At 65.3% G+C, this 25,701-nt stretch carries 24 protein-coding genes; 16 read left to right on the forward strand and 8 right to left on the reverse strand.

Annotated elements, in window-relative coordinates; genetic code table 11:
• Positions 1-3 precede the first annotated feature (3 nt).
• Both rsmB and htpX read right to left on the reverse strand, forming a co-directional pair.
• Complete coding sequence (gene rsmB, locus AB843_RS00430; protein WP_048644817.1) at positions 4-1,389, reverse strand: 16S rRNA (cytosine(967)-C(5))-methyltransferase RsmB; 1,386 nt, start codon at positions 1,387-1,389, stop codon at positions 4-6.
• The gene (htpX, locus tag AB843_RS00435) at positions 1,380-2,393 is read right to left on the reverse strand and encodes a zinc metalloprotease HtpX (RefSeq protein ID WP_048644818.1); all 1,014 of its coding nucleotides are present in this window, start codon (positions 2,391-2,393) and stop codon (positions 1,380-1,382) included. The genes rsmB and htpX overlap by 10 nt, the downstream gene beginning before the upstream one ends.
• Before the next feature lie 123 nt (positions 2,394-2,516).
• Here htpX and AB843_RS00440 point away from each other — a divergent pair, with 123 nt between their 5' ends.
• Positions 2,517-2,723, forward strand: a complete 207-nt coding sequence (locus tag AB843_RS00440) for a DUF1674 domain-containing protein (RefSeq protein WP_048645164.1) — start codon at positions 2,517-2,519, stop codon at positions 2,721-2,723.
• Between the two features lie 42 nt (positions 2,724-2,765).
• The gene (locus tag AB843_RS00445; protein ID WP_048644819.1) at positions 2,766-3,221 is read left to right on the forward strand and encodes a thermonuclease family protein; all 456 of its coding nucleotides are present in this window, start codon (positions 2,766-2,768) and stop codon (positions 3,219-3,221) included.
• 395 nt (positions 3,222-3,616) lie between these two features.
• Here the strand turns inward: AB843_RS00445 and acs are convergent, their stop codons facing one another.
• The gene (gene acs / locus AB843_RS00450; RefSeq protein ID WP_048644820.1) at positions 3,617-5,572 is read right to left on the reverse strand and encodes an acetate--CoA ligase; all 1,956 of its coding nucleotides are present in this window, start codon (positions 5,570-5,572) and stop codon (positions 3,617-3,619) included.
• A 355-nt stretch (positions 5,573-5,927) separates the two neighbouring features.
• Between acs and AB843_RS00455 the strand changes: the two genes are divergently transcribed.
• A complete protein-coding gene (locus AB843_RS00455) occupies positions 5,928-6,200 on the forward strand; it encodes an usg protein (protein ID WP_048644821.1) in 273 nt (90 codons plus the stop codon).
• 82 nt (positions 6,201-6,282) lie between these two features.
• Here AB843_RS00455 and AB843_RS00460 read toward each other — a convergent pair whose 3' ends face one another.
• Positions 6,283-7,317 (reverse strand): aldo/keto reductase, encoded by a 1,035-nt coding sequence (locus tag AB843_RS00460; protein WP_048644822.1) that lies wholly within the window; start codon positions 7,315-7,317, stop codon positions 6,283-6,285.
• Between the two features lie 152 nt (positions 7,318-7,469).
• Here AB843_RS00460 and AB843_RS00465 point away from each other — a divergent pair, with 152 nt between their 5' ends.
• Positions 7,470-8,378, forward strand: coding sequence for a LysR family transcriptional regulator (locus AB843_RS00465; RefSeq protein WP_048644823.1), 909 nt, complete (start codon positions 7,470-7,472; stop codon positions 8,376-8,378).
• A 136-nt stretch (positions 8,379-8,514) separates the two neighbouring features.
• Positions 8,515-8,898, forward strand: coding sequence for a hypothetical protein (locus AB843_RS00470; RefSeq protein ID WP_048644824.1), 384 nt, complete (start codon positions 8,515-8,517; stop codon positions 8,896-8,898).
• 10 nt (positions 8,899-8,908) lie between these two features.
• On the opposite strand, the gene AB843_RS00475 is transcribed toward AB843_RS00470, so the two are convergent.
• A complete protein-coding gene (locus AB843_RS00475; protein WP_048644825.1) occupies positions 8,909-9,571 on the reverse strand; it encodes a YggS family pyridoxal phosphate-dependent enzyme in 663 nt (220 codons plus the stop codon).
• 111 nt (positions 9,572-9,682) lie between these two features.
• Here AB843_RS00475 and leuS point away from each other — a divergent pair, with 111 nt between their 5' ends.
• From leuS to AB843_RS00490, 3 genes are all read left to right on the forward strand, one after another.
• Positions 9,683-12,301 carry a leucine--tRNA ligase gene (gene leuS, locus AB843_RS00480; RefSeq protein WP_048644826.1) on the forward strand — a complete coding sequence of 873 codons (2,619 nt, stop codon included), beginning with the start codon at positions 9,683-9,685 and terminating at the stop codon, positions 12,299-12,301.
• Positions 12,302-12,322: 21 nt separating this feature from the next.
• Positions 12,323-12,895 (forward strand): LPS assembly lipoprotein LptE, encoded by a 573-nt coding sequence (locus AB843_RS00485; protein ID WP_082143578.1) that lies wholly within the window; start codon positions 12,323-12,325, stop codon positions 12,893-12,895.
• A gap of 217 nt (positions 12,896-13,112) precedes the next feature.
• A complete protein-coding gene (locus AB843_RS00490) occupies positions 13,113-14,021 on the forward strand; it encodes a GNAT family N-acetyltransferase (protein ID WP_048645165.1) in 909 nt (302 codons plus the stop codon).
• A gap of 293 nt (positions 14,022-14,314) precedes the next feature.
• Here the strand turns inward: AB843_RS00490 and fsa are convergent, their stop codons facing one another.
• Entirely contained in the window at positions 14,315-14,968 is a 654-nt protein-coding gene (gene fsa, locus AB843_RS00495) for a fructose-6-phosphate aldolase (protein WP_048644828.1), read from the reverse strand.
• A gap of 100 nt (positions 14,969-15,068) precedes the next feature.
• Between fsa and AB843_RS00500 the strand changes: the two genes are divergently transcribed.
• From AB843_RS00500 to AB843_RS00535, 8 genes are all read left to right on the forward strand, one after another.
• Positions 15,069-17,267: a primosomal protein N' gene (locus tag AB843_RS00500; protein ID WP_048644829.1), complete on the forward strand. Its 2,199-nt coding sequence runs from the start codon at positions 15,069-15,071 to the stop codon at positions 17,265-17,267.
• Positions 17,268-17,359: 92 nt separating this feature from the next.
• The gene (locus AB843_RS00505) at positions 17,360-17,785 is read left to right on the forward strand and encodes a VOC family protein (protein ID WP_048644830.1); all 426 of its coding nucleotides are present in this window, start codon (positions 17,360-17,362) and stop codon (positions 17,783-17,785) included.
• 79 nt (positions 17,786-17,864) lie between these two features.
• Positions 17,865-18,260 (forward strand): AGROH133_08824 family phage infection protein, encoded by a 396-nt coding sequence (locus AB843_RS00510; RefSeq protein ID WP_048645166.1) that lies wholly within the window; start codon positions 17,865-17,867, stop codon positions 18,258-18,260.
• Positions 18,261-18,504: 244 nt separating this feature from the next.
• Positions 18,505-19,047, forward strand: coding sequence for a F0F1 ATP synthase subunit delta (locus tag AB843_RS00515; protein ID WP_425286789.1), 543 nt, complete (start codon positions 18,505-18,507; stop codon positions 19,045-19,047).
• A complete protein-coding gene (atpA, locus tag AB843_RS00520) occupies positions 19,047-20,576 on the forward strand; it encodes a F0F1 ATP synthase subunit alpha (protein WP_048644832.1) in 1,530 nt (509 codons plus the stop codon). The genes AB843_RS00515 and atpA overlap by 1 nt, the downstream gene beginning before the upstream one ends.
• Before the next feature lie 12 nt (positions 20,577-20,588).
• Entirely contained in the window at positions 20,589-21,467 is an 879-nt protein-coding gene (locus AB843_RS00525; RefSeq protein ID WP_048644833.1) for a F0F1 ATP synthase subunit gamma, read from the forward strand.
• 81 nt (positions 21,468-21,548) lie between these two features.
• Positions 21,549-23,123 (forward strand): F0F1 ATP synthase subunit beta, encoded by a 1,575-nt coding sequence (gene atpD, locus AB843_RS00530; protein WP_048644834.1) that lies wholly within the window; start codon positions 21,549-21,551, stop codon positions 23,121-23,123.
• A 109-nt stretch (positions 23,124-23,232) separates the two neighbouring features.
• Entirely contained in the window at positions 23,233-23,640 is a 408-nt protein-coding gene (locus tag AB843_RS00535) for a F0F1 ATP synthase subunit epsilon (protein WP_048644835.1), read from the forward strand.
• 335 nt (positions 23,641-23,975) lie between these two features.
• Here AB843_RS00535 and AB843_RS00540 read toward each other — a convergent pair whose 3' ends face one another.
• Together AB843_RS00540 and AB843_RS00545 are read right to left on the reverse strand one after the other, a co-directional pair.
• Positions 23,976-24,491 carry an RNA pyrophosphohydrolase gene (locus AB843_RS00540; RefSeq protein ID WP_048644836.1) on the reverse strand — a complete coding sequence of 172 codons (516 nt, stop codon included), beginning with the start codon at positions 24,489-24,491 and terminating at the stop codon, positions 23,976-23,978.
• Between the two features lie 15 nt (positions 24,492-24,506).
• Positions 24,507-25,700, reverse strand: a complete 1,194-nt coding sequence (locus tag AB843_RS00545) for a divergent polysaccharide deacetylase family protein (protein WP_048644837.1) — start codon at positions 25,698-25,700, stop codon at positions 24,507-24,509.
• Between the last annotated feature and the right edge of the window lies 1 nt (position 25,701).

The raw sequence follows: 25,701 nt of genomic DNA on the forward strand, positions 1-25,701 counted from the left end.
GGATCAACCAGCGCGCCGCAGCCGGGCGGCGAAGAAGCCGTCCAGCCCGTGCATGAGGGGCGCCTCGCCGAGACGGTCGGCCGGCGTCGTGCGCAGAAACCCTTGCGGGGTGATGAATGCGGCGGTGCCCGGCAGCTCTTCGGGCAGGACCGGATCGATGGCGATCCCCGGCGTCTCGGCGAGGAAAGCGGCCAGCATCGCCTCGCCTTCGGCGGGGTCCAGCGAGCAGTTGGAAAAGACGATCGTGCCACCCGGTCGGACCAGGGTCACCGCGTGATCGAGCAGGGCGCGCTGCAGGACGGCGAGTTTTTCGATGTCCTCAGGCGTTTTCGTCCACGGCACGTCGGGATGCCGGCGCACCGTGCCGGTGGAAGAGCACGGCGCATCGAGCAGCACGGCGTCGAACGGCGCGTCGGGCGTGAATTTGCGGATGTCGGATTCGACGATCGTCGCTTCGAGCCCAAGGCGGGCGAGGTTTTCGGCCAGCCGCTTCAAACGGCTCTTCGACAGATCGACGGCGGTGACCTGCGCGCCGGCATGGGCGAGTTGCGCCGTCTTGCCGCCGGGCGCGGCGCACAGATCGGCAACGCGCTTTCCGGCAACGTCGCCAAGCAGCCTGGCCGGCAGGCCGGCGGCGGCATCCTGCACCCACCAGGCGCCCTCGGCAAAGCCCGGCAGCGTGTCGACGCCGGCCTCCAGCTTCGCCAGGCGCACCGTGCCGGTGGGAAGCACGATGCCGCCGAGCGCCTCGGCCCAATGGTCGGGGTTGTTCTTGACGGAAAAATCCACCGGCGGCTCGATGCGGTGCATGGCCAGGATGGCCGCGCTCTTCTCGGCGCCATAGGCCGCCTCCAGCCGTTCGGCAAACCAGTCGGGCGCCTCGCGGGTCTGGGCAAGGGCTGCCGGCAGGGCACGTGCCTTGACGCGGATCAGGTTGCGCAGGACGGCGTTGACCAAACCGGAAAAGCGCGCCAGGCGGGGATCGGCCTTGGCCTGGGCCACGGCCAGGTCGACGGCGGCGCTGTCGGGCACGTCGAGGAACAGGATCTGCGCCGCCGCCACATGCAGCGTGTGCGACAGGGCGCGGGCATTGGCCGGCAGCGGCCGGTCGAGACGTTTTGCCAGCAGCGCCTCGACGGTGGCGCGATGGCGCAGGGCGCTCATCAGGATGGCGCGCACCAGCGAGCGGTCGCGCGGGTCCAGCGCGCGGAAATTCGGCTGGCCGTGGGCCGGGTCGGTAAGGCCGTCGAGCGAGGCATGCGCATCGACCACGGCCGCCAGGAGCTTGGCGGCCACGCGGCGGGTCTCGAGGCCCGGCTTGTCGGGCTCCGCGATCTTTTCGGGGGGTCTTTGTGCCTGCGCGCGGCCAGCGGCGCGCTTCACGACCAGGGGCCTTTCGGCCCTTTGGCATCGCGGCCCCAGCGCTGTTCGCCGGGGGTGCTTTTTGGCCGTTCATCGGGCTTTGCCGGGCGGGCGCCCCAGGGGCCTTCGTCCCTGGCGGTTCCGTCGCCACCGGTGCCGCGCGGCGCCGGCTCAGGGTCGGGCGCATCCATCTCACGCGCCATCTGCTCGAGGGCGGCGACACGGTTGGCCGTATCGGGATGGGTGGAGAACAGATTGTCCATCCGCTGGCCCGACAGCGGGTTGATGATGAACATGTGCGCGGTGGCCGGGTTGCGCTCGGCATCCTGGTTGACGACCTGTTTGGCACGCGCGGCGATTTTCTGCAGGGCGGAGGCAAGCCACAGGGGATTGCCGCAAATCTCCGCGCCGCGCCGGTCGGCGGAATATTCGCGGGTGCGGCTGATGGCCATCTGCACCATCATTGCCGCAAACGGCGCGACGATCATCGCCACCAGCACGCCGATGAAGCCGAACGGGTTGTTGTTGTTGCGACCGCCGCCGAGGAAGAAGGCGAAATTGCCGAGCATGGAGATCGCGCCGGCCAGCGTCGCGGTGATGGTCATGGTCAGCGTGTCGCGGTGCTGCACATGCGCCAATTCGTGCGCCATGACGGCGGCCACTTCCTCATAGGACAGGCGCTGCAGCAGGCCGGTGGTGGCGGCGACGGCGGCATTCTGCGGGTTGCGGCCCGTGGCGAAGGCATTCGGCTGGTCGTTCTGGATGAGATAGACGCGCGGCATGGGAAGCCCGGCATTGGCCGCCAGATCGCGCACGATGGCAAAATATTCCGGCGCGTTGCGCTCGTCGACCTCCACCGCATGGTGCATGCGCAGCACCATCTTGTCGGCGTTCCAATAGCTGAATAAGTTCATCGCCGCGGCGATGAGGAAGGCGATCATCATGCCGCCCGTGCCGCCGATCATGAAGCCGACCCCCATGAACAGGGCCGTCATGAAGGCCAGAAGCATCGCGGTGCGTATCGTGTTCATCGTCGTCCAGGCTCCAGGTTTCGCGCGGCAAGAAAGCTTCAATCGCGCGAACAATCGCCTTATATGATGGGAACATCGCTTCGTGTAATCAATAATCCCGTTTTCCGAACCGAAAGGCTGATCGTGAGCGACGCAACAGAACCGAACGATACGGCGTCTGCCAAGGCGCTTCCCGCAGCGGCGCAACGCGCCCTGGCCGAGGCCGCCGCGCGGCGCGCGGCCTATGAACGCCAGGCGGCCAGCGCACCGAAGGAACTGGGCGGCCGCGGCGGCCACGACCCGGCGCGCTATGGCGACTGGGAAGTGAAGGGCATCGCCGCCGATTTCTGAGCCGGGGTTGCAGGATTGCGTTTTGAGGAATATATTCCTCTCATGCAATGCCGCCACTCAAACCGTCTTGTCTGCCTTGTGCTTGCCGTTGTGACGGCTGGCGCGGAACCGGCGGCGGCCGGGCGGCGCGAAACGATTGCCGGACCGGTGGAAGCCCGCGTGCTCAAGGTGATCGACGGCGATACATTCCTGGCCGAGGCGCTTGTCTGGCCGGGGCAGATCATCACGATCAACGTGCGGGTGCGCGGCGTCGACGCGCCGGAGATGCGCAGCCGCTGCCGGGCCGAGAAGATCGCCGCGCTTCAAGCGCGCGATGCGCTGGAAAGCCTGTTGCGGTCCGGACACGTGTCGATCAGCGCCATCAGCGGCGGCAAATATTATGGCCGCGTGCTTGCCGATGTGAGGAGCAGCGAAGGGATCGACGTCAGCGCGCATCTGCTGGGCGCGACGCTGGTGCGCGCCTATGCGGGCGGCCGCCGGGTTCCGTTTGCCTGCTGAAGGCGTTTCCTCGCAAACCCAGGCGGGGAGAGAAGATGCCCACGTCGTCATCGACCGTTCAGGCATGGATCCTCGGGCCCAGACCCGAGGATCCATGCCTGAACCGTGAAAATAGTCAGCCACATCGTGCGGCAATTCATGCCACCCCAAAAACAAAAGGCCGTTCCCGAAGGAACGGCCCCGTGTTTTCAGATTCTCACGCGGTCATGGCCGGCAACTTCCTGGTTGGAGGCTGGCCGCGTTTCCTGCGCTTCAGCGGAGAGGCTGCTCCCCGTGAAGGCAATCCATCGAGACCACGCTTGAACGGAAATCACTCGACATTGGATCACCTCCTTTCGTTTCGTTGACGTTACCCGCAATGTGGAGGCAAATGCCGCCGCATGCAAGGGGAACCATCAGCCTTTCCTGTTCTGCCGGTTCTCGACCAGATCATCGACCACGGCCGGGTCGGCCAGCGTCGAGATGTCGCCCAGCGCGCCGTAATCGTCTTCGGCGATCTTGCGCAGGATGCGGCGCATGATCTTGCCCGAACGGGTCTTCGGCAGGCCGGGGGCGAACTGGATCTTGTCGGGCGAGGCGATCGGACCGATCTCGCTGCGCACATGGGCGACGAGCTCCTTCTTCAGATCGTCGGAGCCGCTTTCGCCGTTCATCAGCGTAACATAGCAATAAATGCCCTGGCCCTTCAGGTCGTGCGGGTAGCCGACGACGGCGGCCTCCGACACCTTGTCGTGGCTGACGAGCGCCGATTCCACCTCGGCCGTGCCCATGCGGTGGCCGGAGACATTGATGACGTCGTCGACGCGGCCGGTGATCCAGTAATAGCCGTCCTCGTCGCGGCGGCAGCCGTCGCCGGTGAAGTATTTGCCCTTGTAGGTGGAGAAATAGGTCTGGATGAACCGCTCATGGTCGCCATAGACCGAGCGCATCTGCCCTGGCCAGGAATCGGTGATGCACAGATTGCCGCTGGCGGCGCCGTCCAGAATCGCGCCTTCACCATCGACCAGCTGCGGCTGCACGCCGAAGAAGGGCCGTGTCGCCGAACCGGCCTTCAGGTCGGTGGCGCCGGGCAGCGGCGTGATCAGGATGCCGCCGGTCTCGGTCTGCCACCAGGTGTCGACGATCGGCGATTTCTTGTCGCCGACGACGTTGTAGTACCACTCCCAGGCTTCCGGGTTGATCGGCTCGCCGACCGTGCCGAGGACGCGCAGCGACTTGCGCGATGTCCTGGTGACCGGATCGTCGCCGGCGCCCATCAGGGCGCGGATCGCCGTCGGCGCGGTGTAGAAGATGTTGACCTTGTGCTTGTCGATCACATCCCAGAAACGCGAAGCGTCGGGGAAATTGGGCACGCCCTCGAACATCAGCGTCTGGGCGCCATTGGCCAGCGGCCCATAGACGATGTAGCTGTGGCCGGTCACCCAGCCGACATCGGCGGTGCACCAATAGACGTCGCCCTCATGGTAATCGAAGACATATTCATGGGTCATCGAGGTGTAGACGAGATAGCCGCCGGTGGTGTGCAGCACACCCTTCGGCTTGCCCGTCGAGCCGGACGTGTAGAGGATGAACAGCGGATCCTCGGCCTTCATCTTCTCCGGCTTGCAGTCCGGTTTCGCCTTGGCCGTCTCCTCATGATACCAGAGGTCGCGGTCGGCAAACCAGTTGACCTTGCCCGCCGTGCGGCGCACGACCAGCACGTGGCGCACCTTCGCGCCGGCCTTCTCGGCGATGGCGATCGCCTTGTCGGTGTTTTCCTTCAGCGGGATCTTCTTGCCGCCGCGCAGGCCTTCATCGGCGGTGATGACGAAATCGGACTTGCAGTCCTCGATGCGGCCGGCGAGCGAATCGGGCGAAAAGCCGCCGAAGACGACCGAATGCACGGCGCCGATGCGGGCGCAGGCGAGCATGGCGTAGGCGGCTTCCGGGATCATCGGCATGTAGATGGTGACGCGGTCGCCTTTCTTGACGCCGCGCGATTTCATCACATTGGCCAGCCGGCAGACATGGTCGTAGAGTTCGCGGTAGGTGATCTTCTTGTCGTCATAGGGATTGTCGCCTTCCCAGATGATCGCCGTCTGGTCGCCGCGCTTCTTCAAATGCCGGTCGATGCAATTGTAGGAGGCGTTGGTCAGGCCGTCCTCGAACCATTTGATCGATACCTTGCCGGTGAAGGAGGTGTTCTTGACCTTGGTGTAGGGCTTGAACCAGTCGATCCGCTTGCCGTGCTTGGCCCAGAATTTCTCAGGATTCTTGACGCTGTCCTTGTACCATTTGAGATAGGTGTCGTTGTCGATCAACGCATCCTTCTTCCACGCGGATTTGACACGATGAACATGCACTTCGGACATTTTTCCTCCTCCGGGTCGGCAATGGTTGAGACCTATAGAATTTTTCAGTCGGGTGGAAGCACCCGACATCCGCGCCAGTGCGGAAAAACAAAGAGGTATAGCGTCCGGGAAACGCCCGTCTCTTGGCTGCGCGCATTATTACCATTCTGTGGTCGGCGACAACATTAGACATTGGGCGGCAGCGGGCGGGGCGCGAAAAAAAAGCGCACAGGGGCCGTTAGCACCGATTGCCTGATGCTGCTAACAATTTGTAATTACACGAGAAATTGACGCCATAGACCATCTTTTCGCTGGACGATCAAGGTGGCATGATTCACACTTTGCCTATCCGAAACCCGATTCGGAAAGGCAACACATGCAGCAAACGGGCGAATTCGAGCTGATGCTCAAGGGGTATGGCCTGACGACGGCGGAGTTCCTGTATCATCTGCCTGATCATCCGCATCTCCTGCAGAGCTTCGTCTGGCAGCAATACGACATCGCGCCGGATTTTCCGGCGCTCCATCGCTTCATCGATTTCTGGAAAGCCAAGATCGAGGGGCCATTGCACTCGGTGATCTACACGCATTGCGGCCTGGTGAGACCCAGCGAATGGCGCAATGTGACCGGAGAACTGGTGCTTCACTGACCGGTCGGTTGGGGCCGTGGCCGCTTCCGGGCATGGGTGCTCTCCTTCCCCTTGCCCGGAAGCGGGTCCGCAAGTCTGCTGCTCAGGCGGCCGGTGGATTGAGGCGGGCGAACCCTTCCTGCCGATGATAGGGGAAATACGGGTAGGGCGCATCGACAAGGCTCGCGGCATCGAGCGTGGCGATCTGTTCGGGCGTCAGCGACCAGCCGACGGCACCGAGATTCTGGCGCAGCTGTTCCTCGTTGCGGGCACCGATGATGACCGAGGAAACGGTTGGCCGCCGCAAGAGCCAGTTCAGGGCGATCTGCGGCACGGTCTTGCCCGTTTCTTCCGCCACGGCGTCCAGCGCATCGACCACACGATAGAGATGCTCTTCGGCAACCGGCGGTCCAAAACTGGCCGTGTCGTGGAGGCGGCTGCCCTCCGGCAGCGCCTGGCCGCGACGGATCTTGCCGGTCAGGCGGCCCCAGCCGAGCGGGCTCCAGACCAGCGCGCCGACGCCCTGGTCGAGGCCAAGCGGCATCAGCTCCCACTCATAATCGCGGCCGACCAGCGAATAGTAGACCTGGTGCGCCACATAGCGCGGCCAGCCGTGCCTGTCGGCGATGTCGAGCGACTTCATCACCTGCCAACCGGAGAAATTCGATACGCCGACATAGCGCAGCTTGCCGGCGCGGACGAGATCGCCGAGCGTCGACAGGACCTCCTGGATCGGCGTTGCCGCATCGAAGGCGTGCAATTGCAGGAGGTCGATATAGTCGGTGCCGAGCCGCTTCAACGCGGCGTCGACGGCGCGGATCAGGCGGGACCGCGACGAGCCGGCGTCATACGGGCCGTCGCCCGTCGGCAATGTCGTCTTGGTGGAAATCAGCACGTCGTCGCGCCGGCCCTTGATGGCCGCGCCGAGCACCTGTTCCGAGGCGCCGCCGGAGTAGACGTCGGCGGTGTCGAACAGGTTGATGCCGGCATCGAGGCAGATGTCGAGCAGGCGGCGGGCTTCCTGGGCATCGGTGGTGCCCCAGGCGCCGAACAGCGGCCCGCTGCCACCGAATGTGCCGGTGCCGAAGCTGAGTGCCGGGACCTTCAGGCCGGATGCGCCAAGACGGCGATACTCCATGATTGTTCTCCTGGTTGTGGTGCGAGAGAGGATGGCAGGGGTAAGGCTAAAGCCGGCCCGGTGCATCGAGCGGCCGTGCTTGCTAGATGGACGCTTTTGCATTGATGAATTAGACTGCCGAATCTCAAAATACCTTTGACTTGAGTTCACAGATGGCCCGCATTGACGTGAATCGCTCCGCCGAGATCGAGGTGTTCGTCCGGGTGGTGGAGACGGAGAGCTTTTCCGCCGCCGCCCGCGCCCTGAAGATGACGCCGTCGGCGGTCAGCAAGCTGGTGGCGCGGCTGGAAAACCGCCTCGGCACGCGGCTGGTGCGCCGCTCGACCCGCCGCCTGCAGGTGACGCCGGAAGGCAATGCCTTCTATGAGAGCGGCGTGCGCATCCTGGCCGACATGGCGGCGGCCGAGCGCGAGGCGGCGGCGGGGGCTGCGCCGCGCGGCCGGCTGCGCGTCAACTCGAACGTGCCGTTCGGCCAGCACCGGCTGATCCCGGTGGTGCCGGAGTTTCTGGCGCGGCATCCGGACGTGGCTGTCGATCTCGTCCTGACCGACCATGTGGTGGACCTGCTGGAGGAGCGGGCGGACCTGGCCATCCGCGCCGGGCCGCTGGCCAATTCGGCCCTGATCGCCCGCAAGCTCGGCCAGACGCGGATGGCCGTGGTGGCGTCACCCGCCTATCTGGAAGCGCGCGGGACGCCGCGGACCCCGGCCGACCTGACCGACCACAACCTGCTCGGCTTCTGTTTCTCGCGCATCTATGAGGGCTGGCCCTTCGTCGGCGCGGATGGGCGGATGTTCACCGTGCCGCCGACGGGGCGTTCGCTGGTCAGCGACGGCGAGACCATGCGCCTGATGGCGCTGGCCGGCGCCGGCATCGCCCGCCACGCGCGCTGGCATGTCGGTCCGGACATCGCGGCGGGCCGTCTGGTGCCGCTTCTGGAAGAATTCAACCCGGGCGACGAGGAGGCGGTGCATGCCGTCTATGTCGGGCAGGGCAAATTCCTGCCGGCGCGGGTCAGGGCCTTTCTGGACTATCTGGTCGAGAAGGTCGATTTGAACTGATTGCGGCAAAGATGGGACGTCGGCCGACCATCATTCGGCTTATCTTTCTACCCCCTGCCCGCCTGCGGTAGGATGTGCTTTCGCCAACGGGCCGGCGCACCGCCAGCCATGGCCAACGGACGCAACGGGGGCTGATATGAACGGATTGGCCAGGGTTTGCTGGATCACGGCGCCGATCTTTGCCGTGCTTGGAATGGCATTCGGGCTTTTCATGGCGGCTTCCGGCGACCACACGCTGGCGCCGGCGCACGGCCATCTGAACCTGCTTGGCTGGGTCACCATCGCGCTTTACGGCACGTTCTACACACTGGTGCCGCATGCTGCCGAAAGCCGGTTGGCGAAACTGCAGGTGCTGCTCGCCGTGGCGGGCGTCGTCCTCATCGTTCCCGGTATCGCCATGGCGATCCTGGGCAAGGGCGAGGGGCTTGCCAAGGTCGGCTCGCTGATCATCCTCGGCGGCATGCTGCTGTTCGTCATTGTCGCGGTGCGGGCAAGCGGGCGGGCGGCGGCGCGGGCCTGACGGTGGCCCCTCAGCGTGTGCCGAAGATCGCCGATCCGACACGCACGCTGGTGGCGCCGAAGGCGACCGCCTTCTCGTAGTCGCCGGACATGCCCATGGAGCATTTTTCGACGCCGGCCTCCCGCGCCAGTTTTTCGAGCAGTGCGAAATGCGGCCCGGCATTCTCGTCGAAGGGCGGGATGCACATCAGCCCTTCGATGACGAGACCGTGATGGTCGCGGCAGTGGTTGACGAAGGTCACCGTCTCGCGCGGGTCGATGCCCGCCTTCTGTTCTTCCAGTCCCGTATTGACCTGGACATAAAGCCGCGGCGTCCGGCCCTGCTTCTTCATCTCGCCGGCCAGTGCCCGGGCGATCTTCTCCCGGTCGACGGTCTCTATGACATCGAATAGCGCCACCGCTTCGGCGGCCTTGTTGGATTGCAGCGGGCCGATCAGCCGGAGCTCGATATCGGGAAAGGCCTGTCTCAGCGCCGGCCACTTGCCCTGCGCCTCCTGGACGCGGTTCTCGCCGAACACGCGCTGGCCGGCCTCGATCACCGGACGGACCGCCTCGACGTCGAAGGTCTTCGACACGGCGACCAGCGTCACCGAACCCGGCGCGCGCCCTGCCGCTTTCTCGGCGGTGGCGATGGTGTCGCGGACGGCGCGCAAATTGTCGACGGCGTGGCTCATGACGTTCGGTGTCTCCCGTCCAAGATGGTATCGCGGAGTTGACGCTTCGGCGAAACCATGGTGAAGGTCCGCCGTCAAAGTTTCCGCTCCTTATCTTGTGAAAATCCGGCCATGGCAACCGAACGTTACAATCCCCGTGTCGCAGAACCCCGCTGGCAGAAGGCCTGGGACGAGGCGAAGCTGTTCGAGGCGCGCAACGAGGACGGGCGGCCGAAATACTACGTGCTGGAGATGTTCCCCTACCCGTCGGGCCGCATCCATATCGGCCACACGCGCAACTACACGATGGGCGACGTGGTGGCGCGCTACAAGCGGGCCAAGGGCTACAACGTGCTGCACCCGATGGGCTGGGACGCGTTCGGCATGCCGGCCGAAAACGCGGCGATGCAGAACAAGGTGCATCCCAAGGAATGGACCTACCAGAACATCGCCGCCATGCGCGATCAGTTGAAGACCTTCGGCCTGTCGCTCGACTGGAGCCGTGAGTTCGCCACCTGCGATGTGGATTATTATCACCGCCAGCAGATGCTGTTCGTCGATTTCTTCGACAAGGGGCTGGTGACGCGCAAGACCTCGAAGGTCAATTGGGACCCGGTCGACCACACCGTGCTGGCCAACGAGCAGGTGATCGACGGGCGTGGCTGGCGTTCGGGCGCCGAGGTCGAGCAGCGCGAACTGGCGCAATGGTTCTTCAAGATCACCGACTACGCGCAGGATCTGTCCGACGCCATTAACGGGCTCGACCAGTGGCCGGAGAAGGTGCGCCTGATGCAGCGCAACTGGATCGGCCGCTCCGAGGGCATGGCGATCCGCTGGGCGCTGACGGAAGAGACCGCGCCCGAAGGCGAGAGCGAGCTGGAGGTCTACACGACCCGGCCGGACACGCTGTTCGGCGCGTCGTTCATGGCGATCGCCGCCGACCATCCGCTGGCGAAGAAGCTGGCCGCCGACAATGCCGAGCTGGCCGGATTCTGCGAGGAATGCCGGCGCATGGGCACGTCGGCCGCGGCGCTGGAGACGGCGGAGAAGAAGGGGTTCGATACCGGCGTGCGCGTGCGCCATCCGCTCGATCCCGAATGGACCCTGCCCGTCTACGTGGCCAATTTCGTCCTCATGGATTATGGCACGGGCGCCATTTTCGGCTGTCCGTCGGGCGACCAGCGCGATCTCGACTTCGCCAACAAATATGGCCTGCCGGTCACGCCGGTGGTGATGCCGGAGGGCGCGGACGCCGCGACATTCCAGATCACCGAGGAGGCCTACACGGACGACGGCGTGATGATCAATTCGCGCTTCCTCGACGGGATGAAGCCTAAGCAGGCCTTCGACGAGGTGGCGAAGCGGCTGTCGGCGGAGACCATGGGCAACCGTCCGGTCGGCGCGCGCAAGGTGAATTTCCGCCTGCGCGACTGGGGCGTCTCACGCCAGCGCTACTGGGGCTGCCCGATCCCGATGATCCATTGCGCGGCCTGCGGCGTGGTTCCCGTGCCGAAGGCCGACCTGCCGGTGAAGCTGCCCGACGATGTCGAATTCGACCGGCCGGGCAACCCGCTCGACCGGCACCCGACATGGAAGCATGTGGCCTGTCCGAAATGCGGCGGCGAGGCGCGCCGCGAGACGGACACGATGGACACATTCGTCGATTCGTCCTGGTATTTCGCCCGCTTCACCGCGCCGTGGGAAAACGACCCGACCGATCCGAAGGCGGCCAATGATTGGTTGCCGGTGGACCAGTATATCGGCGGCATCGAACACGCGATCCTGCATCTGCTCTATTCGCGCTTCTTCACCCGCGCCATGCGCGACACCGGCCACCTGGACCTGGCCGAGCCGTTCAGAGGCCTGTTCACGCAGGGCATGGTGGTGCACGAGACCTACCGCGCCGCCGACGGCCGCTGGCTGGCGCCGACCGAGGTCGAATTCGAGGGGGCCGGCGAGGCGCGCAAGGCAATCGAGATCGCCAGCGGCGCGCCCGTGGCCATCGGCCCGCTGGAGAAGATGTCGAAGTCGAAGAAGAACACGGTGAGCCCCGAGGACATCACCCATTCGTTCGGCGCCGACACGGCCCGCTGGTTCATGCTGTCGGATTCGCCGCCCGAGCGCGACGTCGAATGGACCGATGACGGCGCCGCCGGCGCGCACCGCTTCCTGCAGCGCGTCTGGCGGCTGGTCGGCGACGCGGCCCCGCATGTCCAGGGCGTGACGCCGCAGGCGGCGCGTGAGGGCGAAGCGATGGCGACCTCCAAGGCGGCGCACAAGGCGCTGAAGGCGGTCGGCGAAGACATCGAGCGGCTGGGCTTCAACCGCGCCATCGCCCGCATCCACGAACTGGTCAACGATCTGCAGGAGCCGGTCGCGGCACTCGATGCGGGGTCGGACGCGCCGGCGCGCAAGGCGGCGCGCGAGGCGGTCGAAATCCTCGTCCGCCTGGTCGCGCCCTTCATGCCGCACCTGGCCGAGGAGTGCTGGGCGGTTCTGGGCGGCGAGGGGCTTGTCGCGGCGGGCGCCTGGCCGGACTACGATCCGGCGCTGGTCGTCGACAATGAAATCGTCCTGCCGGTGCAGATCAACGGCAAGAAGCGCGGTGATTTGACAATTGCCCGCGACGCGGATCAATCTGCCGTCGAAGATGCGGTGCTCAAGCTCGATTTCGTGCAGAAGATCTTGAATGGCGCGCCGCCGCGCAAGGTCATTGTGGTTCCGCAGCGAATCGTCAATGTCGTTGCATGATGCAGCGCCGGGCCTGATTTGATGCTGGCTGGAAAACAGGGGATGTTCTTGAACCCGATTTCTCGAGTTTCGCTTCTGGCAGGCCTGGTCATGGCATTGGCGGTCGCATCGGGCTGCACGGTGCGGCCGCTGCTGGCCACACAGGACGCATCGTCCGGCGCCGCGGCGTCTTCGCCGGCGCTGTCCTCGGTTGCGATCGCACCGGTCGATACGCGTTACGGCCAACAGGTGCGCAATCACCTGATCTTCCTGCTCAATGGCGGCGCCGGCCAGCCGGCCAATGCGCGCTATACGCTCGACCTGGCGGTCACGCGCAGCACCTCGGCTGCGGCCCGCATCCAGGTCCGCACCGACAATGAGCCGACCGCCGGCACATTGACCATGACAGGGCTCTATCGCCTGACGGACAGCCAGACCGGAGCGCTGGTCGCCTCGGGAAAACGCGAGATGACATCGGCTTACGACGTTCCACGCCAGGAGTTCGCGGCGATCCGCGCCGTGCGTGACGCGGAGGACCGCGCGGCGCGCGAACTGGCCGAATTGCTGCGCCTTGCAGTGGGCCAGGACTTGGCGCGGGCAGGCGGACAGTCGTAATATCGCAACTGGAAGTGATTTGTGCAGGGAACCACCACCCCCTCATCTGTATTGTGTGTTCGTGTCATTGCGTCGTCACAGTATTCGGTGAAACAGCCGCTGAAGCATGATCTTTGATTTTGGTGCCGATTCTCGCAAAAGATCGTGTTCGGATGACAGGATGGGGCAGGATGGCGAGTTCGACGACAGCCCGAATGCTTCAGGGAGCGCTTCGCCCATGGATCTTCACACGACGCTGACCTCGGTCGCCGCGGTGCTGGGAAACCGGGTTCTCGGGCGCGATCTCTATGCGCCGGGTACGCCGCATGTGGTCGATCAGCTCATCGCCGAGCGCACCACGCATCTGTCGCAGAACATGCTGTGGCCGCTGGCGCAGCCCTTTCTCTATCGCTTCCTGCATTATCGCCAGGCCGTGGCGATGGCCGACCGGGTCGCCGAATTGTCCGGCTGGGACGCGTTCTCCTACATCAGCGGGCTTCTGTCGCTGGAGATTTCGGCCCGCGGCATGGAGAACATTCCGGCCAAGGGCAGCTTCATCCTGGCGCCGACCCATCCGACCGGCATTGCCGACGGCGTCGCCGTGTTCGACCTGTTGCGCGAAGTCCGGCCCGACCTCGCCTTTTTCGCCAATCGCGACGCGTTGCGCGTCAATCCGAAGTTTCGCGACCTGGTCATCCCGGTCGAGTGGCGGCCGGCGGAAAAATCCCACGCCAAGAGCCGCGATACGCTGGAGATGACGGCGAAGGCCTTTACCGGCGGCAAGGCGGTCGTGCTGTTTCCCTCGGGCCGGATCGCCTACTGGAACAAGGACAAGCTGACCGAACGGCCGTGGCAGCCTTCGGTGGTGGCGCTGGCGCGGCGCTATGAGGTGCCGGTGGTGCCGGTCAACATCACGGCGCGCAATTCCGGCCTGTTCTATCTCCTGTCGCGCTATTCGAACGAATTGCGCGACATGACGCTGTTCCACGAGCTCCTGAACAAGAAGGGCCGGGCGATCAGCATGATCATCGGCAAGCCGATCGCGCCGGAAATGCTGGACGGCGAGCCGGCGGACGTCGCCGCCCGCCTTCAGGACCATGCCGTCGTCCGGCTCGGCGAAGACCCGCAGGTGACGTTCGAGGGATAGGCGGGGGGCTTGCGCGACAGACGATGAGGATTCCGCCGCGCGGGCTTTGCCGTTCAGGCATGGATCCTCGGGTCAAGCCCGAGGATGACGAATTGCAGAAAGATTCATGTCAGCGGCCAATGTCGGTGATTGGCGCCAGCCTCTCCATCGCTCGTCATCCTCGGGCTTGACCCGAGGATCCATTCCGGACCGGTCTAAGTCTTTGTTTTCCGCATTTATGCGGACGTCAGGTGATTCCACCTGACTGCAAAATGCTAGCCGGCTGCCGATAGCGGGGCAGATCTGGTTTTCGCTCAGCCGATCTTCTGGCCGGTCTTCGCCCAGTCGGCGAGAAAGGCTTCCAGGCCCTTGTCGGTCAGCGGGTGCTTGACCAGCGCCTTGAGCACGGATGGCGGCACGGTCGAGACGTCGGCGCCGATCAGCGCCGCCTGCTTGACGTGGTTCACCGTGCGGATCGAGGCGGCGAGGATTTCCGTGCCGAAATCGTAATTGTCGTAGATGGTGCGGATCTCGGCAATCAAATCCATGCCGTCAATGCCCATGTCGTCGAGCCGGCCGATGAAGGGCGAGATGAAGGTCGCGCCAGCCTTGGCGGCGAGCAGCGCCTGGTTGGCCGAGAAGCACAGCGTCACGTTGACCAGGCGGCCCGACGAGGTGATCGCCTTGCAGGCCCTCAGCCCGTCCATGGTCAGCGGCACCTTGATGCAGATGTTGTCGGCGATCTTCGACAGGATGTCGGCTTCCTTCATCATGCCGGCGAAATCGGTTGCCGTCACTTCCGCCGAAACCGGGCCATCGACGATGCCGCAGATCTCCTTGGTCACTTCCAGGATGTCGCGCCCCGATTTCAAGATCAGCGACGGGTTGGTGGTGACGCCGTCGAGCAGACCCGTGTCGCTCAGTTCGCGGATGTCGTTGACGTCGGCCGTATCGACGAAGAATTTCATGGCAAGCTCCTTGGCTGGGGCGGGCGGGATCGGAGAGACTGTCGCGCCTCTCCATGTTGGGTCTTTGCTCTAATGCAAGAACAGGGCAAGGTCACGCCCGATGACAGAAGATTCGCCCGCAAAACGCGTCGTGCCACGTGTCGTACCGGTGATGGTGCCGATGCCCGCCGACCGACCCTATTCCTATGCGGTGCCCGATGGCGCGCATGCGGTTCCCGGCGCGATCGTGCGCGTGCCGCTGGGCCCACGCGAAGTGGCCGGCATTGTCTGGGACGGCGCCGGCGAGGCGCTGTCGGCCAAACGGTTGCGGCCGATCGCCGAGATTTTCGACTGCCCGCCGGTGGCCGACGAGATGCGCCGGTTCGTCGACTGGATCGCCGCCTACACGCTGTCGCCGCCGGGCCTTGTGGCGCGGATGCTGTTGCGCGCGCCGGCAGCCTTCGATCCGGAGCCCTGGACCGAGGGCTTGCGGCTCGTCGAAGGCATGGGCCCCGACCGGATGACGGCGGCGCGCGGCCGGGTGCTGGAAATGGCCGGCGACGGCCAGGCCTGGACGCGCGCCGGCCTGGCGCACGCGGCGGGCGTCTCGTCCAGCGTTGTCGAGGGGCTGCGCGAGCAGGGCGTCTTCGAGGCCGTTTCGATCCCGCCGCAGCCGGTGGTGGCCGCGCCCGATCCTGAGTTCGCCAAGCCTGAGCTGACGCCGGACCAGGAGGCGGCGGCCGTGCGGCTGCGCGAAAAGGCCGGTGCGGATGCCTTCAGCGTCACCCTGATCGACGGGGTGACCGGCTCGGGCAAGACCGAGGTCTATTTCGAGGCCATCGCAGCGGCGCTGAAGAAGGGCCGGCAGGTGCTGATCCTCATTCCCGAAATCGCCCTGACGCAGGCCTTCCTCGAACGCTTTCATGACCGGTTCGGGGCCAAGCCGGCCGAATGGCACTCGGATCTTGCGCCGAAAAAGCGCGAGCGCGTCTGGCGGCAGGTGGCCGAGGGCCAGGTGCGCGTCGTCGCCGGCGCCCGCTCGGCGCTGTTCCTGCCGTTCAAGGAACTTGGCCTGATCGTCATCGACGAGGAGCACGACCCCGCCTACAAGCAGGAGGACCGGGTCTTCTACAATGCCCGCGACATGGGCGTGGTGCGCGGCCATATCGGAAACTTCCCCGTCGTGCTGGCTTCGGCAACGCCGTCGCTCGAAAGCCGGGTCAACGCCAATCAGGGGCGCTACGAGCGGATCGTGCTTTCGGCACGCTTTGCCGACGCAGCGCTGCCCGATCTTGCCGCCATCGACATGCGCAAGGCGCCGCCAGAGCGCGGCGGATTCCTGTCGCCGGTGCTGATCGGCGAGATGAAGAAGACGCTGGCGCGCGGCGAGCAATCGCTGCTGTTCCTCAACCGGCGCGGCTACGCGCCGCTGACATTGTGCCGGGTTTGCGGGCACCGCTTCCAATGCCCCGACTGTTCGAGCTGGCTGGTCGAGCATCGCTTTCGCGGCCAGCTCGTCTGCCACCATTGCGGGCACAACGAAAAGCGCCCGGAAGCCTGTCCGGAATGCGGCACGCTCGATCATCTGGTTGCCTGCGGGCCCGGTGTCGAGCGCATCGCCGAGGAGGTCGATAGGCATTTTCCCGACGCGCGGACGATCGTCCTGTCGTCGGACATGATGGGCGGGGTGAAACGGCTGCGGCTCGAGCTGGAGGCCATCGCCAGGGGCGATGCCGACATCATCGTCGGAACGCAGCTTGTCGCCAAGGGGCACAATTTTCCGGGCATGACGCTGGTCGGCGTGATCGACGCCGATCTGGGGCTCGCCAATGGCGACCCGCGCGCCGCGGAGCGCACATTCCAGCTCCTGGCGCAGGTGACGGGCCGCGCCGGCCGTTCCGGCAAGAAGAGCCTCGGCCTGCTGCAGACCTACCAGCCCGAGCACCCGGTGATGCGGGCCATCGTGACGGGCGACGCCGAAGCCTTCTACGAGCGTGAAATCACCGAGCGCGAACGCGCCGGCCTGCCGCCCTTCGGCCGGTTGGCCGGCATCATCGTCAGCGCCGCGACGCGGCAGGAAGCCGAAGGCCACGCCCGAGCCTTGCGCCGGGCGGCGCCCCGCGCCGAGGGGCTCGACGTGCTGGGACCGGCGGAGGCGCCCCTGGCGATGATCGCCGGAAGGCACCGGTTCCGGCTCCTGGTGCACGGCACGCGCCGCGCGGATCTGCAAGGTTTCGTGCGGGCGATGCTCGATGCGGGGCCGAAGCAGCGCGGCTCGGTGCGCGTGCAGGTGGACATCGATCCGCAGAGTTTTTTGTAGGGCCGCTTACGCGAAAGCGACTTCGCCTGCTGGGTATCTCTATTGGCAGAAGCGTCCCCGAGACATCCTGGTGCTTGAGAAAGGAAGCCGCCATGTTCAGCCATGTGACCGTCGGATCGCGAGACCTGGAGCAGTCCGCGGCCTTTTATGACGCTGTTCTCCTGTCGCTCGGATTGGTGCGGCGGCCTGTCACGCCGGACGGCGGTCCACCCTCGCTTTGCTGGGTCCTGCCCGGTCGATCACTGCCACGCTTCTATGTCTATCAGCCGTTTGACGGTGAACCGGCCAGCGCCGGCAATGGTGGCATGGTGGCGTTCACCGCCGGCTCGCCGCACATGGTGGACAGAGCCCACGCAGCCGGCGTGGCGGCCGGTGGCGCGGATGAGGGCGCGCCCGGACCCCGGTCGCGATATGGCAAGGGCTATTACGGCGCATACTTGCGCGATCCGGACGGCAACAAGCTGCATGTCGTCCATCGCGGCGATCTCTTGTCAGCGGAGGCCGCGAAAGCGGGATAGCGGCCCATTTCTGTCTTTTCCCGTGATCGGCGGGCCGATAGAAGGAAACGCGTCGCGACATCAACAAATGGGGGACATGATGGAATTTGCATTTCCTTGGCCGACGAGCTCCGGCGAATGGCTGGCCTGGACGGCGGCGGCGGCGACCATCGCGTTCGGCCTGTTCGCCATGTTCATGCCCAGGCTGGCGCTGCGCCTGTTCCGGCTGCAGGCGGCGAGCGAACGGACGGAGGTGCTGGCGGCGCCGCGCGCCGTCATCGGCGGCTTCCATGTCGGGTTGGGCCTGACGGCGATGCTCTTGGCGCAGCCCTTCATTTATCTGGCGCTGGGCGCTGCCTGGGGCGTCGCCGCTTTCGGCTGCATCATCTCGATGCTTTCGGATGGCGCGCGGGCACTTTACAGCTGGGTTTTCCTGGCTCTTTCGCTGGCGCTTTCAGCCCTGTCGCTGGCCTTCGTTCTCGGATTTGTTCCCTGACTGCGGGCGAATGGGTCAGACATGCGACAAAACCGCGCCTTTGGCCGCGTCTCTGCGTGTTGCGAGTCTTGGAAGCCTGTGCTAGACGGCAATCGGCTTTCAGCAAAAGGGCGCGCCCGGTGTCTTTTTGTGAGGGGAAAATATCAATCAGGTCAAAGATTTAGCCCGAGTCTTGGACTCCTGCCTAAAATCTTGTGGCCGCCAAGGCGTGAGAGAAGACGATTCCGTGGCACAATCTGGCTCGATGATCTCCGGAATGGCAGGGCGATACGCCGGTTCGCTTTTCGAACTCGCGCGCGACGCCAAGTCGATTTCCACCGTTGAGGCCGATCTCGGTCGGTTCGAGAAACTTCTTTCCGACAGCGCCGATCTGCAGCGCCTGATCAAGAGCCCCGTCTTCTCCGCCGACGATCAATTCAAGGCGATCAGCGCCGTGCTCGACAAAGCGGGAATCACCGGCCTGGTCGGTAACTTCCTGCGCGTCGTGGCAAAGAACCGCCGCCTGTTCGCCGTGCCCCAGATGATTCGCGGGTTTCGACAGATCGCCGCCGCGGAGCGCGGCGAGACGACCGCGGACGTGACTTCGGCGCATGCGCTCAGCGCGGCGCAGGAAAAAGAACTGAAGGCCTCCCTCAAAGAGGTGGCCGGCAAGGACGTTTCGATCAACATCACCGTTGATCCCTCCATTCTCGGCGGGCTGGTGGTCAAGATGGGCTCGCGCCAGATCGACACATCGCTCAAAACCAAACTCAATTCGCTCAAGCTTGCACTGAAAGAGGTCGGCTGATGGACATCCGCGCAGCGGAAATTTCCGCAATTCTGAAGGATCAGATCAAGAATTTCGGCAAGGAAGCCGAAGTTTCAGAAGTTGGCCAGGTGCTCTCGGTGGGCGACGGCATCGCCCGCATCTATGGTCTGGACAATGTCCAGGCCGGCGAGATGGTCGAGTTCCCCGGCGGCATTCGCGGCATGGCGCTGAACCTCGAAGTCGACAATGTCGGCGTCGTGATCTTCGGTAACGACCGCGACATCAAGGAAGGCGACACGGTCAAGCGCACGGGCGCCATCGTCGACGTGCCGGTCGGTCCCGAGCTGCTCGGCCGCGTGGTCGACGCTCTCGGCAACCCGATCGACGGCAAGGGCCCGATCAAGTCCAAGGAGCGCCGCCGCGTCGACGTCAAGGCGCCCGGCATCATCCCGCGCAAGTCGGTGCATGAGCCGATGTCGACCGGCCTGAAGGCCATCGATGCGCTGATCCCGATCGGCCGCGGCCAGCGCGAATTGGTCATCGGCGACCGCCAGACCGGCAAGACCGCCATCATTCTCGACACCTTCCTCAACCAGAAGCCGCTCAACGACGGCGACGACGAGAGCCAGAAGCTCTATTGCGTCTACGTCGCCGTCGGCCAGAAGCGCTCCACCGTCGCCCAGCTGGTGAAGGTGCTCGAAGAGCGCGGCGCGCTCGAATATTCGATCATCGTCGCCGCCACGGCTTCCGACGCGGCGCCGATGCAGTTCATCGCGCCGTTTGCCGCCTGCGCCATGGGCGAGTATTTCCGCGACAATGGCAAGCACGCCGTGATCGCCTATGACGATCTGTCCAAGCAGGCCGTCGCCTATCGCCAGATGTCGCTGCTGCTGCGCCGTCCGCCCGGCCGCGAAGCCTATCCGGGCGACGTGTTCTACCTGCATTCGCGCCTGCTCGAGCGCGCCGCCAAGATGAACGACAGCCTCGGCGCCGGTTCGCTGACGGCCCTGCCGGTCATCGAGACGCAGGCCAACGACGTGTCGGCCTACATCCCGACCAACGTGATCTCGATCACCGACGGCCAGATCTTCCTCGAGACCAATCTGTTCTTCCAGGGCATCCGTCCGGCCGTGAACGTCGGCCTGTCGGTGTCGCGCGTCGGCTCGGCCGCCCAGGTCAAGGCGATGAAGCAGGTTGCCGGCTCGATCAAGGGCGAGCTCGCGCAGTATCGCGAAATGGCCGCCTTCGCGCAGTTCGGCTCGGATCTCGATGCGTCGACGCAGCGCCTGCTGAACCGCGGCGCGCGCCTGACGGAGCTGCTCAAGCAGCCGCAGTTCTCGCCGCTCAAGACCGAGGAGCAGGTCGCCGTCATCTTCGCCGGCGTCAATGGCTATCTCGACAAGCTGGCGCTGAAGGATGTGACCCGCTTCGAGCAGGGCCTGCTGGCGCATATGCGCGCCGAGGGCAAGGATGTGCTCGGCGCGATCCGCAAGGAGAAGGCGCTTTCGGACGATCTGCGCGCCAAGCTCAAGGGCCAGATCGACGCATTCGCCAAGAATTTCGCCTGAGGCTGAGAATAGATGGCTTCCCTCAAGGACCTTCGCAACCGGATCGCCTCGGTCAAGGCGACGCAGAAGATCACCAAGGCGATGCAGATGGTCGCCGCGGCGAAGCTGAAGCGCGCCCAGGAGGCGGCCGAGGCCGCGCGCCCCTATTCCGAACGGATGGGGGCGGTCCTGGCCAACATCGCCAATGCGGTGTCGGGCAGCGACGCTCCGCCGCTGATGGCCGGCACCGGCAAGGACGAGACGCATCTCCTGGTCGTCTGCACGGCCGAACGCGGGCTTTGCGGCGGCTTCAACAGCCAGATCGCCAAGCTGGCGCGCGAGCACATCCGCTCGCTGCTGGCCAATGGCAAGACGGTCAAGGTGCTGTGCGTCGGCAAGAAGGGCTATGACGTGCTGCGCCGCGACTATGGCAAGCACATCATCGACCGCGTCGACCTGCGCGAGGTCAAGAAGGTCGGCTTCGACAACGCGCATGGCATCGCCCGCCAGGTGATCGGCCTGTTCGACAAGGGCGAGTTCGACGTCTGCACGCTGTTCTACTCTGAGTTCCAGTCGGTGATGTCGCAGGTGCCGACGGCGCAGCAGATCATTCCGGCCGCGGTGCCGGCGGGCGACGAGGCCGTTCAGGCTTCGGACGCGGCCTATGAGTACGAGCCGGAGGCCGCCGCGATCCTGGCCGATCTGATCCCGCGCAACATCGCCGTGCAGATCTTCCGCGCGCTCCTGGAGAACGCAGCCGGTGAGATGGGCGCCAAGATGACCGCGATGGACAGCGCGACGCGCAATGCGGGCGAGATGATCGACAAACTGTCGATCACCTACAACCGCCAGCGCCAGGCGCAGATCACCAAGGAACTGATCGAAATCATTTCGGGCGCGGAAGCGCTCTAACCTTTGTACTCGCAATTCCGGCGGAAAACCGGTTTCCAACTTCCCCGGAATTGCACTAACGGACCGAAGAGGTTTTAGAAAATGGCCAAAGCAGCGACCCCGAAGAAGGCCCCGGCGCCCGCCGCCAAAGCGCCCGCCGCCAAGCGCGCGGCTCCGGCGCGTAAGCCGGCCGCAGCCAAGGCGGCTTCCACCAGCAGCAGCGCGGCTCCGCGCAAGGCTGTGACGGGCGGCCGCGGCGCGATCCGCCAGGTGATCGGCGCCGTCGTCGACGTGCAGTTCGAAGACGTCCTGCCGGCGATCCTGAACGCGCTCGAGACCGAGAACCAGGGCAACCGCCTGGTGCTCGAAGTGGCGCAGCATCTGGGTGAAAACACCGTGCGCTGCATCGCCATGGACTCGACCGAAGGCCTGGTGCGCGGCATGGAAGTGCGCGACACGGGCATCCCGATCGCCGTTCCGGTCGGCGACGCCACGCTCGGCCGCATCATGAACGTGGTCGGAGAAGCGATCGACGAAGCCGGCCCGGTCAAGGGCGACGGCACGCGCGCCATCCACCAGCCGGCTCCCGAATATGTGGAGCAGTCGACGGAAGCCGAGATCCTCGTCACCGGCATCAAGGTCGTCGACCTGCTCGCGCCTTACGCCAAGGGCGGCAAGATCGGCCTGTTCGGCGGCGCCGGTGTCGGCAAGACGGTTCTCATCCAGGAACTGATCAACAACGTCGCCAAGGCGCATGGCGGTTACTCGGTGTTCGCCGGCGTCGGCGAGCGCACACGCGAGGGCAACGATCTCTACCACGAGATGATCGAGTCCGGCGTGAACAAGGACCCGGCCAAGAACAACGGTTCGACCGAGGGCTCAAAATGCGCCCTCGTGTTCGGCCAGATGAACGAGCCGCCCGGCGCCCGCGCCCGCGTCGCGCTGACCGGCCTGACGGTCGCCGAGCATTTCCGCGACCAGGGCCAGGACGTGCTGTTCTTCGTCGACAACATCTTCCGCTTCACCCAGGCGGGTTCGGAAGTGTCGGCGCTGCTTGGCCGCATTCCCTCGGCCGTGGGCTATCAGCCGACGCTGGCCACCGACATGGGCGCCCTGCAGGAGCGCATCACGACGACCACCAAGGGCTCGATCACCTCAGTGCAGGCCATCTACGTGCCCGCCGACGATCTGACCGATCCGGCGCCGGCCGCCTCGTTCGCCCATCTGGACGCGACGACGGTGCTTAACCGCGCCATTTCGGAAAAGGGCATCTATCCGGCCGTCGATCCGCTCGATTCCACCTCGCGCATGCTCGACCCGACCATCGTCGGCGAGGAGCACTACCGTGTTGCCCGCCAGGTGCAGGAAATCCTCCAGCGCTACAAGTCGCTGCAGGACATCATCGCCATTCTCGGCATGGACGAGCTTTCCGAAGAGGACAAGCTGACGGTTGCCCGCGCCCGCAAGATCGAGCGCTTCCTGTCGCAGCCCTTCTTCGTCGCCGAGGTCTTCACCGGCTCGCCGGGCCTGTTCGTCGACCTGGAAGACACGATCCGTTCGTTCAAGGGCCTGTGCGACGGCGAGTACGATCACCTGCCGGAAGCCGCCTTCTACATGGTCGGCACAATCGAGCAGGCCGTCGAGAAGGCACAGAAGCTGGCGGCGGAAGCGGCCTGATCCAGAGCGAGTAGTGAATAGGGAGTAGCGAATAGGGATTGCGGAAGCGGCAGATTGCGAAGCTCTATTCGCTATTCGCTATTCGCTATTCGCTATTCGCTAAATTAGCATGGCCGACAGCTTCAAATTCGATCTGGTCTCGCCCGAGCGGCTCCTGGTTTCGCAGGAGGTCGAATCGGTCGTCATCCCCGGCACCGAGGGCGAGATGACCGTGATGGCCAATCACGCGCCGACCATGACCAACATCAAGCCGGGCGTCGTCACCGTGAATACGGCGGGCGGCGGAGCCGAGCGCTATGTGGTGTTCGGCGGGTTTGCCGACATCCTGCCGGAAGGCTGCACCGTGCTGGCCGAATCGGCCGTCCATGTGGACGAGATCAACCGCGAGGACCTGGCGCGCCGCGTCCAGGAAGCGCGCGAGGACGTCGCCGACGCCAAGGATCAGGAGTCCCGCACCAAAGCCGAGGAATTCCTCGCCCAGCTCACCACGCTGGAAGGCGCGATCCTTCCCGCCTGAAGGCTCTGCATGCACCATGGAAGAAGCCGGGCCTTGTGTCCGGCTTTTTTTGTTTTCAGGCTCTCTACACGACACTATGCGGCTCGCCGCGCCGCTTGTCCGCACGGAACTCCCGACCGGCGCGGGGTTTTGGCGGTCAGGCATGGATCCTCGGGTCGGAGCCCGAGGATGACGAGCGGGTGGGAAGGAACGATGCCGACCGTCAGCCGTGGCGATTGACACAAGCCCTCGTGCAATTCGTCATCCTCGGGCTCCGACCCGAGGATCCATGCCGGAACGGTGCGGTGGCGCACCCGTGGCGCGCGGGCATAGTCTCGTGTACGGTTCAGAGCTGCTTACGGCGCCAGATGGCGGAACGCGGCGATGACGCTGTTGTAGACGGGGCGCTTGAACGGGACGATCAGCTCGGGCAGTTCAGCCATCGGCTTCCAGGCCCATTGATCGAATTCCGCCTCGTGGCCGCCGGGCGGCGGGTTGATGGCGATCTCGGAATCGGCGCCCTCGAAGCGGAAGGCGAACCATTTTTGCTTCTGGCCGCGGTATTTTCCCTTCAGGGCGATGCCGACCAGATGCTCCGGCAGGTCGTAGGTGATCCAGTCCGGCGTCTCCGCCAGCAGCGAGACCGACTTGATGCCGGTCTCTTCATACAGCTCGCGATAGGCCGCCTTGCGCGGTTCCTCGCCCTTGTCGATGCCGCCCTGCGGCATCTGCCACAGCCGCGTGGCGCCGGATAACTCGTCCGTGCCTTGCTGGACGATGCGCCGGCCGGCCCAGGCGAGGCCGTCGCCATTCAACACCATGATGCCGACGCAGGGGCGGTAGGGAAGGTCGGTGGCGGTGGTCTTCGTCATGTCGCTGCCTTCATTTCATCTGGCTTCCGGATCGACGGCGACAGCCGAGACCGGCACCAGTTCTATGCCGCGCGCGGTGACCTCGCGTGCCCAGCCGGCCACCGTGTCGATCGTCTCGTCGAAGGCGGAACCCGTGCCCACGGCATATCCCCTGGCGCGGGCAATACGCTCCAGCTCGTCCAGCTTCTTGAGGATTTCGCCGGTTGCCGGCGCGCGCCGGTCGCCGGTCGGGTCGATCAACGCATCGGCGGCGGCGAAGGGCACGCCCTTTTGCAGCGCCAGCGCCTGGGCGACGCTGCGCGCCGAGGTGCCGTCATCGACATACATCAGGCCGCGCGCGCCGATCTCGGACATCACCGGCATCATCAGTTCTTCGTCGGCGGTGAAGCGGGCGCCCATATAGTTCATGACGCCGGTGTAGTTGGTGATGCGCGACAGCGCCCAACGCAACCGCTGCAGGTTCTGGTCGGCATCGGTGTCGACGGTCAGCGTGTTGCGGCCGGGATTCTCGTTCGGATAGCCGAAGGGCTCCATCGGCACCTGGAGAATCACCTCGTGACCGGCGCGTCGCGCCTCCTGCATCCAGCGCGACAGGCTGTTGCCGCCCGGGGCGAAGGCCAGGGTTATCTCGGGGCGCAAATCGTCGATCGCACGCTGGGTCGTCGTCTGCGACAGGCCGAGCCCGCCGATGATGATGGCGATGCGCGCGCCGCGCGTGCCGGACCAGGCGCGCGCATAGGCATCGAAGGGACGCCGGCTGCCGGGTTCGCGCACGGGCAGGGGACCCGATTCCGACTCTTCGATCAGCGCGCGGTCGGGCAGATGCGCCAGGCGCGGGTGCTGGCCGATGGCCGATGGATCGCGGATGACGATGACGCTGTCGCCATTGTCGGCCTCGTCCGGATCGACGCGGACAATGGAGGCGTTTGGCGCGCCTGCCGGCTGGTTCGCCGGACCGGGCTGTGGCGTGGATTGGTTGGCGGTGTCGATTGCCGGGGCTTCGGCGGGTTCGGACACGACGACGGGCAGCGATTCGCGAAACGGCCGGTCGCGCAGGGACACGGCCGTCGATGTGCCGAGGATGGCAATGGCCGCCAGGGCGATCAGGACACGCTCGGCGCTCAGAAAGCCGCCGCGCCGCGCCTTGGCAGGCTTCGCATCGCGCCCCAGCGGCCGATCTATGTCCTTGTTGCCTGAAATTTTACCCACC

The organism is Nitratireductor soli (assembly GCF_001050155.1).
GTDB lineage: Bacteria > Pseudomonadota > Alphaproteobacteria > Rhizobiales > Rhizobiaceae > Nitratireductor > Nitratireductor soli.